We start from the raw sequence: 13861 nt of genomic DNA on the forward strand, positions 1-13861 counted from the left end.
GATATGGAAAGGTCTTTCAGCCCCATGCTGAAGGGCCTTTTCTTATACCGCAAAATGGAAAGGAGTTTTTTAACATATGAAAAAAATCCGGTTCTCCCTCACCCGCATAACGGCTATGCTGTTGGTGCTGGTGTGTATCTTGGGCTTGCTGCCTGCCACGGCGCTGGCGGCAAGCCCCAGCTCCATCAAGATGGACGACTGTACTCATAACGGGGTCAAATATGAATCCCCGGCTCTGGGCACCTGCCATCTCCACCAGATGCACTTTGGGCTTAATGGAAAGAGTACCATGGGCTTCTGCGCCGAGAAAGGCAAGGGCATGGGCTGGTCCCTGGAGGGCCACACGTGGGGTAATCCCCAGTCCATTTCCGATCCCACCGTTAAGACCATGATGGCCTTTTTCTACGCCCACTCTACCGGCGTATTTACCGATCAAGCCCACGCCCTGAACGTGGATGATGTGTGGGACAGCGACTACACATGGACGATGAACGCCTGGGTGCAGGCGATTGTCTGGCGCTACAAGGCCGGTCTGCTGGCAGACCCCGTGACCGCTTGCGCCGAGGAACTGCTGTACGTCTATAACAATCTGGAGCATACCAGCTATACCAGCATTGACGATACGATGGACGGCAGATCGTTCCGTGACCGCGCCCAGTATATCCTCGACCTGGGGGCGCAGGGCGTATGGGGCGATTGCGCCGTCTATGAGTACGCTTACACTGGCCCCGGCTCTAACTATCATCCGGCCAGCGACGTACAGGCCATTATGATTGGGGAACTGAATATCACCCGTGAGAAGTATGATCTCACTGTCAAGAAGGTAGACAGCACCAATCCCAACAAGGGCCTGCCCGGAGCGAGATTTAAGGTGACTTCTGAAAACGGCACCTACTCCAAGGAGATCGTAACGGGTAGCGGCGGAACCTATACCTTGTCCGCCCTGGAAGCGGGCACTTACGCCGTGACTGAATTGGAGGCCCCGGAGGGCTATGAGATCGACAACGCTGGCCCGCAGTATGTGGTCCTGCCCAGCAATGGCAATAACACCGTAACCGTCACCTTTGCCGACAGCCCCGAAATCACCGGCGAGGGCAGTATCCGCAAGGTGGACGCGGATGACCCCACCAAGGGCCTCGCCGGGGCGGTCATTAAAATTGAGGGCGTGGACAATGATTTTACTGGAACCTTCATCACCGGCGAGGGCGGCTATCTGACCGACGTTCCCTGGAAGGATATGCCCATTGGCAGCTACACCGCCGAGGAAGTGACACCCCCGGAGGGCTACACCAAAAGCCCCGATGTGAATAAGACTAAGCAGTCCTTCCGCTGGGACGGCAAGAGCGACATTGCCCTGGTGTTTGAAAATGACGCCAAGGTAAAGGTAAAACTTATCAAACTGGATGACAGCGACAATCCCCTCCCCGGCGCGGTGTTCAACATCATCAAGGACGGCCAGATTGTCGGCACGGAGGCCACCAAAGCGGACGGCTCCATTACCGTCACCGATGTGACCGAGGGAATGTACGCTTTTGTGGAGGTGAGTGCCCCGGCTCCCTACGCCACCCTCACAGAGCCGGTCATCGCCCATGTGGATCAGGCCACTATCAACGGCGGCGGCACCGTCACCGTGACAGCCTCCGACAAGCGGCTCCCCAACCTGACGATTCTGAAACGGGACGCGCAGACTGGAGATGTGATCCCCAATACCCATTTTGAGATCAAGGGCATCCACTACGGCTACCACAACGATGTGACTACCGGCGCAGACGGCAGGGCCGTCCTCTCCAATATCCCCGTGGACAGCTATGAAGTGGTTGAGAAGTCCGTTCCCGCCCCCTATGTGGTGGGGGATGAACCCACGCAGACCATTTGGCTGGAGGCTGGTGACAATAAGGAGCTGATTTTTGATAATTTCAAACAGCCTCTTTTGAAAATTACCAAAATTGAAAAGGGTACGGGCAATCCCATCCCCGGTACGGTGTTTCTGCTGGAAGCCATTGACGGCGATTACCGCCACGAAGTTACCACCGAGGCCAGCGGCTCCGTGGAGCTGCGGGTTGCTCCCGGCAGTTATCGCGTAACGGAGAAGTCTGTCCCGGAGCCGTACTGTATCAGTGATGAGCCAACCCAGACCATCAGCTTGAATGGCGGCGATGAGAAGGAAGTCATTTTTGAGAATCTTAAAAAGCCGGAGCTGACGATCTCCAAGGTTGACGCTGACAGTGGTAAGCCTGTCCCCGGCACTGTGTTCACCGTAAAAGCTATCAACGGGGACTATCAGGACGATTGGACTACCGGCGAGGACGGCAAGGCTACCCTGCGGGTTGCCCCCGGCACATATGAGGTGACGGAGAAATCTGTACCCGCGCCCTATTATCTGCCGGATAAGGATAAAGACCGTGTGCAGACAATTTCCTTGCACCCAGGCGATGAAAAGACGCTGGTTTTCCGCAACCACAAGGCCCCGGAGCTGACCATTTTTAAGGAGGACAGCGTGGCGGGCGCTCCTATTGAGGGGGCCAAGTTCCACGTCACCTACACCAGCAACGGCGAGGCGGCGGAGGCCCCCGGCTCCATCGACTACGGGTATATTTTCACCGATGCCAGGGGCGAAATCAAGGTGCATGAACAGGGAAAGAAGATGTACCCCGGCGAGTACACCGTGACCGAGGTGGCCCCCGCCCCCGGCTTTCAGATGAAGGAACCCACCACGCAAAAGGTCATTATCCACGGCGGCGAGAGTAAGACCCTGACCTTCCAGAATGAGCCGCTGAATGGAATTATTGTGGAAAAGTACGACAGCGTGACCCACGAGGCTCTGCCGGGATGCACCTTCCAGCTCCGCTATCTGGGCGGCACTTCCGGCACGGGCGGCACTGTCATCGGGCAGAAAGTGACCGGGAAGAACGGCACCGCCATCTGGACGGGGCTGCAAAGTGGAACCTATGTGGTGGAGGAGGTAGACCCGGCTGACGGGTATTCCATCATCAATGCCTCCGAGACGGTGTTTCTGGCCGACAGCGGGGAGCAGAGTGTCATTACCGTCCGCTTTGACAACGCCCCGGACGGGATTTTGCTTGTCAGAAAGGTATGCTCCGTCAACCCCAGCATTACACTCCAGGATGCCGAGTTCAAAATCATGTACGCGGACGGTAGTCTGATCGGGGACAGCAACGGCATTTACCGCACCGATGAAAACGGCGAAATCCGCATCCCCGGCCTGAAACCCGGCAAGAGCGTGGTAGTTACGGAAACCCGCGCCCCTGCCGGTTTTATCATCGACACCCAGAGCCAGACCGTACAGATCAAGGAGGGCCGTACTGTCACCCTTGCTTTTAAGAATCAGCCGAAAGGCTCCATGATTATCCAGAAGCGGGACAGTCAGACCGGCCAGCCCCTCCCCGGCGCGGAGTTCCGGGTGGCTACCGCCGCAGGCTGTGAGGTTGGTCTGGACGGTGTGATCGGCACGTCCACATTGACGCAGAACGGCCTCTTTGTGACCGACAGCAACGGCGAAATCCGCGTTACCAACCTCGCACCGGGGGCCTATGTGGTGACGGAAACCAAGGCCCCGGCAGGGTATGTCATGGACAGCCCCAGCACCAACGTGGTCATTGGGGCCAACGGCGATACGCAGACTATCATTATCACCAACACCCCCAAGGGCGGGCTGATCGTGGAGAAGTACGACAGCGTAACGAAACTGCCCCTCTCCGGCGCTCAATTCAGAATCACCAACGCCAACGGGGAGCTGACCCCGGACAATGAGGGCCTGACCAGCAGCAACGGCCTGTACACCACCGACCGCAGCGGCCAGATCGTCCTGTCCAAGCTGCTCCCCGGAACCTATGTAGTGTCCGAGGTAAAGGCCCCGGACAATTATCAGGCGGACCCCACCCCGCAGACTGTGGTGGTCAATGCCGGGGATACGCAGACCCTCCGCTTTTACGATGACCCCCTCTGCACGTTGACCATCCTCAAACGGGACGCTGTGACCAAGAAGCCGCTGAAAGGGGCGGAGTTCCTGGTCCGGGACAGCGAGGGCCGGGCCATCGGCCCCAACAATGGCCGGTATATCACCGGGACGGACGGAACAGCGACAGTCTCCGGGCTGGCCCCCAACGCCACCATTGTAGTGTCCGAGAGCAAGGCCCCCACCGGCTATATCAAGGATGAAACCCCGAAAAATATCGTTGTCCGCACCGGCGTTGCCAACAGCCTGATTTTTGACAACGAACCCGCCACCACCCTGATTATCCGCAAGTTCATTGAAGGCACTGAAAATGAACCGCTTTCCGGCGTGTGCTTCAAGGTGGTGGACGGCTCCGGGGCCGCTGTTGGCCCGGACGACGGAACCTACTACACCGATAAGGCTGGTGAGATCGTTCTGGGCGGCATTGAGCCGGGAACTACCGTGATTGCCCGTGAAATCAAGACTGTGGAGGGATATGTCCTCGATGGCACTCCCCAGGACATTCTCATTAAGGCCGGACAGGTGCAGCAGCTCACCTTCTGGAACAAGCGGGCTGGTACGCTGGTCATCCAGAAAAAGGACAGTGTTTCCGGCAATCTGATCGCCGGGGCGCAGTTCCAGCTCACTTATACGGGCGGCGGCTTTGTTGATAACGCCAACGGCCACCTCTCCAGCAACGGCCTGTACACCACGGACGACAAGGGAGAAATCCGCGTTTCCGGCGTGACCGGGACTATTGTTGCCAAGGAGGTCAAGGCGGCTCCCGGCTATGTGATCGACCAGTCCACCCAGACCCAGACCGTCACCGTCAACCCGGAGGACACACAGACCCTTGTTTTTTTGAATGAGCCTCTTTGCAGCCTGACCCTGACCAAGCTGGACTCCGTGACCGGAAAGCCCGTGCCCAATACGGAGTTTACCGTGAAGGACGGCAACGGGAACATCATTGGCCGCTATGTCACGGGGAAGGACGGCACCGTTGTTGTGACGGGCCTCGTTCCCGGCAGCACCGTTGTTGTCACGGAGAGCAGAGTCCCCGATGGATACGTGCTGGATACCACGCCCAAGACCATCATTGTCAAAAACGGTTCTGGAAACAGTATTGTCAATGGCGGAAGCGGAAACGGCTCTGGCAGCAGCGGCGGTAGCTCTGGCGGCAATGACCTTACTTTCGAGAACGACCCGAAAATGACGTTGACTATCCATAAATATATCGAGGGCACCGCCAATGAGCCTTTGGCTGGCGTGGCCTTTAAGGTAGTGGATGGCTCCGGCAAGCCTCTGAACCCCGATGGAGGCATCTACTACACCAACAATGCCGGTGAAATCGTGCTGGAAGGGCTGGAACCCGGCACTACTATCACCGCACAGGAAGTCAAGACGGTGGACGGCTACGTTCTGGACGGACGGCCCCAGAGCATCAGGATTGAAGCTGGTAAGGCGCAGAACCTGACCTTCTGGAACAAGCCCGCTGGTTCTCTCATTATTCGGAAACTGGATAAGCAGACCGGGAAACCGCTGGCAGGTGTGGAATTTGAGCTGACCTATGCTGGCGGCGGCTATGTGGACACCGATAACGGGCACCTATCCAGCAAGGGGCTTTACACCACCGATGACCACGGCGAAATCCATATTTCTGGCATCGTAGGTACAGTCATAGTCAAGGAAACCCGGCCTTTGTCTGGATATACGATTGAACCGGGCCGGGAGAGCCAGACCGTTACGGTCAATCCGCAGGAGACACAGACGCTCACCTTTTACAACATTCCTGCCAATACCCTGACAATTCAGAAGTATATTGATGGCAGCAGGAATGAACCTCTCGCTGGCGTGGAGTTTCTGGTAACGGACAGCACTGGCGCTGTGGTGGGGCCGAACAATGGCTATTATACCACGGATAATGACGGGCGCATTGTGATCTCCGGCCTTACACCCGGCACAACCATCACCGCTAAAGAAACCAAGACGGTGGATGGATTTATCCTGGACGGCCAGCCCCAGAGTATCGCCATTAAGGAAGGCGAAGCGCAGTCTTTGACCTTTTGGAACAAGAGAGCTGGTGGGCTGGTAATCCGCAAGCTGGATTCCGTCACCAAGCAGCCGCTGTCCGGTGTGGAATTTGAGCTGACCTATGCTGGCGGCGGCTATGTGGACACCGCCAACGGCCACTTGTCCAGCAATGGCCTGTATACCACCAATGCCAACGGAGAAATCCGAATTTCCGGCGTAGTGGGTACTATCGTGGTCAAGGAAACCAGGACGATTCCCGGCTACACCATTGACGAGGCCACCCGGACGCAGACGGTGGAAGTGCGCCCGGAGGACACGCAGACCCTCACCTTCTACAACGCTCCCCAGCAAACCCTCACCATCCAGAAGTATGTGGACGGCACCACCGATCCCATCCAGGGTGTGACCTTCCTCGTCACCGACAGCTCTGGTGCGGTTATGGGGCCGAACAACGGCGAGTATATCACCGATAGGAACGGGCGCATTGTTCTCACCGATCTGACCCCCGGCACAACCATCACCGCCAAGGAAACCAAGACCGCCAGCGGCTATGTGCTGGATACCACACCGCAGTCCATCCTCATCAAGCAGGGGAACGCGCAGAGTCTCACCTTCTTCAACAAGGCCGAGGGCGGACTGGAGCTTATCAAGGTTTCCGAGAGCGACAAATCCAAGCGCATCCCCGGCGTGTCCTTTGAGATCAGGAAGATGGACGGTGCGCTGGTGGATACCATTACCACCGATAAGCAGGGCCGCGCCCATCTGGACCTGGATGCCGGAGACTACTACGCTGTGGAGATCGAGGCGGCGAAGGGTTTTGAGTTGGACGCTACCCCCACCTACTTCACCATCCAGGACGGCAAAGCCACAACCGTCACCATTACCAACAAGGCTTTCAGCGGCATTTTGATTCATAAGACCGACAGCGTGACCGGGAAGGGCATCCAAGGGGTAACATTCCTGCTGTACGACAGCGCTAACACCCCCATGGGCCAGTACACTTCCGACAACAGCGGGTACGTCTACATTGAAAACTTGACCACCTCCGGCCGTTACTACCTGCGGGAGCTGGAAAACGAGGGCTATATCCCCGATACGCAGATGAAAACCGTGTATGTCACTGCCGGAGAGACCACGCTGGTGGAGTGGAAGAATACGCCCATTACGGCGCAGATTCAGATCGTAAAAAAATCCGCTGATTACAACCCCACCAACGGTCTGCCGGAGGGGACGCTGCTGGAGGGGGCCGTGTTCGAGATTTACGATAAGGCCAGCAATCTGGTGGATACCATCAAAACCGACAGCCGTGGTCTGGCGGCGTCCAAGCCCCTGCCCCTGGGCCGCTACACCATTCGGGAGGTCAAGGCTCCCGCAAATTATGGTGTGAACGATACGGTTCTCACTGCTTATTTGGAGCATGAGGGCCAGATCGTGCGCTTTGAAGTGACCAACAAGGCATTGACCACCGGCGTATCCATCACTAAGACCGGTCCCAAGGAGGTCATGGGCGGACAGCCGGTGCGCTATGTGTTCTCTGGCATCGCTAACAGCTCCAATGTCCGTCTGGACAGCTTCTATTGGAGGGACACCCTGCCTGCGGAGGTGCGGCTGGATACCGTTGTTACCGGAACCTATAACCGCCCTGGCAATTACAAGATCGTTTACCGGGTCAACGGCGGCGAATATCAGACATTGGCGGATAACCTGTCCACCAGCCGGAATTACACCCTGGCTGCGTCTCCTGTTGCCCTGGGGCTGGCCTCCAATGAGCGAGTGACCGAGATCATGTTTGTGTTTGGTCAGGCCCCCGCTGGCTTCGCCCAGGTGGAAAAGCCCTACATCTATTGCACCGCCCGTTCCGGCCTGCCTGCCGGAGCCTTTGTAAATAAGGCTGATGTAGGCGGCGTTTACAATGGCGAGTGGATTCAGGCGGTGTCCCGCTGGGTGACGAACATCTACGGGAAATCCACCACACTGCCCCGGACGGGCTATTAACTCCAATTAACCACACATCATTCGTTTGCCCCGGAAGGACTTGTTCCTTCCGGGGCTTCTTTTTGCGTCTAAGGAGGTTTAATTGACGAAAACAAACGAAAACGGCAACTTTTATCACGCTGTCAGCCTGAGCGGTGGAAAAGATAGTTCGTGCGTTTTGCTCCTGATGATTGAGAAGGGAATGCCCATTGACTGCGTACTCTATGCGGATACCGGCATGGAATTTCCTGAAATGGAGGAACATATTGCCAAACTGGACAGTTTGCTTTTTCGGGAGCGTGGCATCCATATCACCACTTTGCGCCATCCCCACAGCTTCGAGTGGATGATGTTTGAGATTCCCCAGCAGCAAAAACGGGCTATTGAGCGCCGTATCGCGAAAGGTCAGCCTTTGACGGGCTATGGCTGGCCCGGTATGAGGGTACGCTGGTGTACTGGACAGCGCAAAACACACCTGATTCGGAAAGAGGCCAACCGGCTGAAGCAGGAAAAGGGGAAGAACGCCCTGCACTATATTGGAATCGCCGCTGACGAGGCCCACCGATGTAAAGATGATCCGCAGAACCGCTATCCCCTGGTAGAGTGGAAGATCACCGAAGCCCAGGCGTTGCAGATTTGTTATAGCCGGGGCTTTGATTTTGGCGGGCTGTACGAAATCTACCGCCGTGCTTCCTGCTGGTGCTGTCCCTTGCAACGGATTGACGAGCTGCGGAAACTGCGGACCCATCACCCGGAGCTGTGGGCGCGGCTGCGGGAGATGGACAACCGGGCACGGGCTATGTTCGGCCCCGGCCCTCTGGGACAGTTCAAGAAAGATTGGAGCGTGGAACGGCTGGAGGAACGCTTTGCCCGTGAGGAAAAGGCAGGGCGCAAGTGACACATCACCTTCTCCGCCATCGGGTAGTCCCACCTTGATTTTTCCCGCTCATATAACACAAAATTACGAAAAGGAGGCAGGCCCTTATGAACTATGAAATAAAGCGTCCGCTGATGAAAGTGATCGACAAATGCCTGCTGGACCACGCTGCCGCTGTCGGCACAAAAGAGGGCGGGCCGGACATTGAAGATGTGTACCGGCTGCAAAACTTGTCTAAAATTCACTACTATTTGAAGGAGGAACATGACTTTCTGGCCGATGAAGTAACAGCCCTGCTGCAATTTACTGACCCGCTGACCGTGGCGCTGGAGTGCTGGAAAGAACAGGACCACCCATGGGAGTTTCCCATCTGCGACATACTCTATGCGATCAAGGCGTATGAGCGATTCCCACTGGTGAACCCGGCTGGCTATGTCCAGCAGAAGGTGGATCAAATCCAATCCCTGAAAGACCGGCTGGACCGGAATATGTCTGACTTTCGGGCGGAGCTGCTGGGCATGGACAAGATGGAGATCATTGCCATGAGTGCAGAAATCTCCGCCATGCAGGGAGCGCACAATTTTATGAAGAAATACTTCAAATTTGAGCCGGGTAATGCTGAAATTTTACTCCGAATGGAAAACCCCCTGAAATTTGTCGCGACCCAATGGCGGTCTGATGTGGCTGAACTGTTTGATATGAACGCTCAGGTGGGAGAGGCGATTGTGGAGGCGGGCAAGGAGGCCGCAGTCCTGCGGTATTTTGCTGCGCCGGAACAGAGACAGGCTATTTCCGCCGAAGTGCAGGCCACATTGCAAATGCTGGTGGACACCGACCTGAAGCTGTACGGCGAGGTAACGGGAGATACCTTGGAGGCGATCCAGACACAGGGCTTTCTTTTGCGGGACGGCGCTTTGATAAAAGCGGACCCGGTACAGATTGGAGAGGTCCAGAGTGGACGGGAGCCTGCCGCAATATCTGATTCGGTAAAGCCCTCTCTGCGCGGCCAGCTCCACGAAAAAATGCGGGAAGCGGGTCAGCGCCCGCCCCCGTCAGAACATCCCAAGGGCGGCGAGGCTCGCTGACCCCGCCCGCCGCCGCTTGCAGGAAGGAGGCAGATCACTATGCAGGACGAAGTGCGGGATAAATCCGTTGCCCTGGCAATCAAGGTGGGCAAGACCGGCGGCAGACTGACCGCCGATCTGCTCAAATGGGCGATACGGAAGTATCTGGCGCAGTCCCAAAACCCGAAAATCCACCATGGCAAACAGAGCGTGAAGCAGCTTGTGGGCCAGGGGACGGGCGTGAAAAGCATTGATATTACCGCTAAAAATATCAAGTCATTTGAAAGTGTGGCGAAAAAATATGGCGTGGATTTTGCTCTAAAAAAGAACCCGGAGAAGGGTGAATACTACGTCTTTTTCAAGGCACGGGATGATGACGCCATGAAAGCCGCCTTTGCCGAGTACACCGCCAAGACCATACGCCGCAAGGCCCCGGAGAAGCCCTCTGTCCGGCGGCAGCTCGCCCACTTCAAGGAGGTTGCAAGAAGCATGGCCCAGGATACCGTCAAGGACCGGGACAGAGGGGAGCGTGGACTGTGAAATTTGACTTAAAAAAATTCCTGATTCTCAACTTCCCCTATGCACTCATCTTCTGGTTCTTCAACCGTGTGGGCGAGGGCTACCGGCTGGCCGCTGGCGCAGATATGGTGGCAAAGGGCATGGGGGCGATCTCCGGCCTGGGGGAAATCATATCCAGCAACCCCCTCCCCAGCTTCCACCCCCAGGACCTTCTTGTGGGGCTGATCGGCGCGGCCTGCATCCGGGCGGCAGTCTACATCAAGGCCAAAAATGCCAAAAAATACCGCCACGGGGTCGAGTACGGGACAGCACGTTGGGGAACAGCGGACGATATACGCCCGTTCATAAATCCAAAATTTGACCAGAACATACTCCTGACGCAGACAGAGCGCGTCATGGTGGGCCGCAACAAGATTCCTAAATACAATATCAACAAAAATGTTCTGGTTATTGGTGGTTCTGGCTCTGGAAAGACACGATTTCACATTAAACCAAACCTCATGCAGATGAACGCCACCTATATTGTCACGGACCCGAAAGGTACAGTTTTGGAAGAATGTGGAAAAATGTTGCAGCGAGGCGGGTATGAAATCAGAGTGTTAAACACCATCAATTTCAAGCAATCCATGAGATATAACCCGTTCAAGTACATCTACTGCGAGAACGACATTCTGAAGCTGGTCAACTGCATCATGGAAAACACCAAGGGCGAGGACAGCAAAGGCGGTGAAGACTTCTGGGCGAAGGCCGAAGCCCTGTACTATCAGGCGTTGATAGCCTACATCTGGTACGAAGCCCCGGAGGAAGAAAAAAACATGACCACACTGCTGGAAATGTTAAACGCCTCAGAAGTGCGGGAAGATGATGAAAACTTCAAAAATGCCGTGGATTTGATGTTTGAACAGTTGCAACAGCGTGACCCCGAACACTTTGCCGTCCGGCAGTATGTCAAATACAAAATGGCAGCGGGCAAAACAGCTAAGTCAATCCTGATTTCCTGCGGCGCTCGGATGGCTCCCTTTGACATTAAAGAGGTCCGTCAGCTCATGGAGGGCGACGACCTGGAGCTGGACAAGATTGGGGACCGGAAAACGGCGCTGTTCTGCATCGTCTCCGATACGGATATGACCTTCAATTTCATCTCAGCCATGGTCTACACGCAGATGTTCAACGTCCTGTGCGACAAGGCTTTAGAGAACGGCGGCGCATTGAAAACCCACGTCACCTGCCTTCTGGACGAGTTCGCCAACCAGAAGATTCCCAACTTCCAGCACCTCATCAGCGTGATCCGCTCCCGCGAAATTTCCGCCCACATCGTAGTGCAGACGCAGAGCCAGCTCAAGGCGGTCTACAAGGACCATGCGGAGACAATTATCGGCAACTGTTCCTGCGTTTTGTTCCTCGGAGGCAAGGAAAGAAGCACCTTAAAGGAGATTTCTGAAACTTTAGGGAAAGCCACAATAGACAGCTATAACACGTCCGATACCAGAGGAAGCCAGCGGAGTATGGGCGTCAACTACCAGAAATTAGGCAGGGCGCTCATGGACGTGGACGAACTCGCGGTGATGGACGGCGGCAAGTGCATCTTGCAGGTGCAGGGCGTAAGGCCGTTCTTCTCCGACAAGTTTGACATTACCAAGCACCCGCAGTACAAGTATCTGCTGGATTCCAGCAAGAAGAATTACTTTGATATTGCGAAGTTCCTGGCCCGCAGGCTGACAGTGAAGCCGGATGATGTTTTCGAGTGCTACGAAATGGAAGCTCCGTCCTCCGGGGATTCCCCCTCCTGACGGGGCGGCTCCACTCTCTCCAATGCCGCCGCCTTTAGCTGGCTAACCCGCTTTGTATCAACGAAGTGCGTGGCATACCACCGCTCAATCTCTGGATCGCCGCTCTTGCTGAACCGAAGGGGGATCACCGGCTTATGCCCCTGACCGCCCTTTTTCTTTACGCCCCACCGTTTATAGTAGCAGAAAGACGGCTTTAACCCCGCCTTTTTCGCATACACCCGCATCTGGTGCATGACGGTAGACAGCTTGCTTAAATTGGCCGTACAGACGCGCTCCAAGTAGGAGACGCGCCCATACCGCCAGTTTTCATAGTCCTTTTTGGACAAATAGCCTATTTCCATCAGCACATCCACCGGAGCCGCAAAGCCCCGGTCCCGGCATTGCCGGTACATGGCTGAGTTTACCTTGCCAGTCAAATCTCTATTATTCATGGAGAACCCCATTTATCTGTGTTGTCTGCATTATACGACAGAAACGGGTATTTGTAAAGGCTGGCACAACCTTTGACCGTCTAGCCGGACAAGCTGCTTTTGATCGCTGTTACTCAAAAGCCACGTTCCCGGCCCGGTAGCGCCGCTGACTGACACCATCAGTCGGCGGCGTTTCATATTTCCGGGAAGTTTTCCCGCTGACACTTTCAAACAAGATTTTTGCAACAATTATGGAGGTATTTTAATGGAATTTTTCACTTCTGCTATCGACACTTTGAAGGTTCTGGTAATTGCCCTCGGCGCTGGCCTGGGCGTGTGGGGTGTCATTAACCTGCTGGAGGGGTACGGCAACGACAACCCCGGCGCGAATGCTCATGTACGGTAAAGAAGCAAGCAACCGAAAACAAGAGATAGACCGCCAGCACCACACTATTCCGAACCAAAGAAACCAAAGACCAAAAGACAAGCACCGTGGAAATGTGTATAACTTGCTATTCCGTCATGGAAAAGTCCATTCACAGAACATGGAAAAGCTAAAGGGCAGCTTTCCCACATTCTGCAAACAGACTTTCCCACAACTCCATAAGACAGCAAGTTATGCACATTACACACAGTGCCGACTACTACGGAATCCCTCTTTATCTCCACACAGATTATTTCTTTTATGGCATATTCCAACTTGCGTCAATAGAATAAATAAGCTGGATTATTTTTTCCTTTGGGGTAGAAAAATTATTCTTAATCCAAAGTGAGATTATTGAGAGGCAGCCTTGAATATGATATGTCGCCATATAGAGCATTTCTTCTGAAACGGAAGATATATTTTCTTCTTGCATCCATATTTCAAGATATTTTTCTTCTATGATGTCATACATATGCTCTTGAAATTTGTGGTCAATTCCCTTTCCGAAAAAAAGCAAGCGGCTTAGGGCAGGATTTTCATAAATATAATCAATAATGGAATTATAAATATTTTCGTAATGACCTGCTGGATTATCGTTAATAAATTTAGTGAACTCAGATATAGCGTCATGTTCCATTTGCTCATATAAGTCATACACATCATGGTAGTGCGAATAAAAAGTAGCTCTATGTATGTCTGCCTTGTTGACTAATTCCTGTACTGTAATTTTTTGAAGTTCCTTATCAAGCATTGCGTCAGCAAGAGCAGACTGTAATGCTTTTATTGTCTTTTTGACCCGCCTATCATGTTTATTCAT

7 protein-coding genes and 1 pseudogene are annotated in these 13861 nt (G+C 54.6%); 6 read left to right on the forward strand and 2 right to left on the reverse strand.

Features of this window, described 5'->3' with window-relative positions:
- Nucleotides 1-76: 76 nt before the first annotated feature.
- From C816_RS19960 to C816_RS19985, 5 genes are all read left to right on the forward strand, one after another.
- A complete protein-coding gene (locus C816_RS19960) occupies nt 77-7981 on the forward strand; it encodes a SpaA isopeptide-forming pilin-related protein (protein WP_016324228.1) in 7905 nt (2634 codons plus the stop codon).
- 82 nt (nt 7982-8063) lie between these two features.
- On the forward strand, nt 8064-8858 hold the full coding sequence (locus C816_RS19965) for a phosphoadenosine phosphosulfate reductase domain-containing protein (RefSeq protein WP_016324229.1): 795 nt from the start codon (nt 8064-8066) through the stop codon (nt 8856-8858).
- Between the two features lie 86 nt (nt 8859-8944).
- A complete protein-coding gene (locus tag C816_RS22140) occupies nt 8945-9922 on the forward strand; it encodes a hypothetical protein (RefSeq protein WP_016321584.1) in 978 nt (325 codons plus the stop codon).
- A gap of 39 nt (nt 9923-9961) precedes the next feature.
- Nucleotides 9962-10441 (forward strand): PcfB family protein, encoded by a 480-nt coding sequence (locus C816_RS19980; protein ID WP_016321583.1) that lies wholly within the window; start codon nt 9962-9964, stop codon nt 10439-10441.
- Nucleotides 10438-12210, forward strand: coding sequence for a VirD4-like conjugal transfer protein, CD1115 family (locus tag C816_RS19985; RefSeq protein ID WP_016324230.1), 1773 nt, complete (start codon nt 10438-10440; stop codon nt 12208-12210). The genes C816_RS19980 and C816_RS19985 overlap by 4 nt, the downstream gene beginning before the upstream one ends.
- Here C816_RS19985 and C816_RS19990 read toward each other — a convergent pair.
- A complete protein-coding gene (locus C816_RS19990) occupies nt 12168-12641 on the reverse strand; it encodes a hypothetical protein (RefSeq protein WP_051147054.1) in 474 nt (157 codons plus the stop codon). The genes C816_RS19985 and C816_RS19990 overlap by 43 nt on opposite strands.
- Before the next feature lie 244 nt (nt 12642-12885).
- Here C816_RS19990 and C816_RS23175 point away from each other — a divergent pair.
- A pseudogene (locus C816_RS23175) lies at nt 12886-13014 on the forward strand (Maff2 family mobile element protein); the annotation flags it as partial.
- A gap of 289 nt (nt 13015-13303) precedes the next feature.
- Here the strand turns inward: C816_RS23175 and C816_RS20000 are convergent.
- Nucleotides 13304-13861, reverse strand: a complete 558-nt coding sequence (locus C816_RS20000; RefSeq protein WP_016292402.1) for a TetR/AcrR family transcriptional regulator — start codon at nt 13859-13861, stop codon at nt 13304-13306.

Source organism: Oscillibacter sp. 1-3 (assembly GCF_000403435.2).
GTDB lineage: Bacteria > Bacillota > Clostridia > Oscillospirales > Oscillospiraceae > Oscillibacter.

Bases quoted from the DNA above. Each gene is read 5' to 3' on its own strand.
- C816_RS19960 (WP_016324228.1), top strand. From the start codon at position 77: ATGAAAAAAATCCGGTTCTCCCTCACCCGCATAACGGCTATGCTGTTG.
- C816_RS22140 (WP_016321584.1), top strand. From the start codon at position 8,945: ATGAACTATGAAATAAAGCGTCCGCTGATGAAAGTGATCGACAAATGC.
- C816_RS19980 (WP_016321583.1), top strand. From the start codon at position 9,962: ATGCAGGACGAAGTGCGGGATAAATCCGTTGCCCTGGCAATCAAGGTG.
- C816_RS19990 (WP_051147054.1), bottom strand. From the start codon at position 12,641: ATGAATAATAGAGATTTGACTGGCAAGGTAAACTCAGCCATGTACCGG.
- C816_RS20000 (WP_016292402.1), bottom strand. From the start codon at position 13,861: ATGAATAAACATGATAGGCGGGTCAAAAAGACAATAAAAGCATTACAG.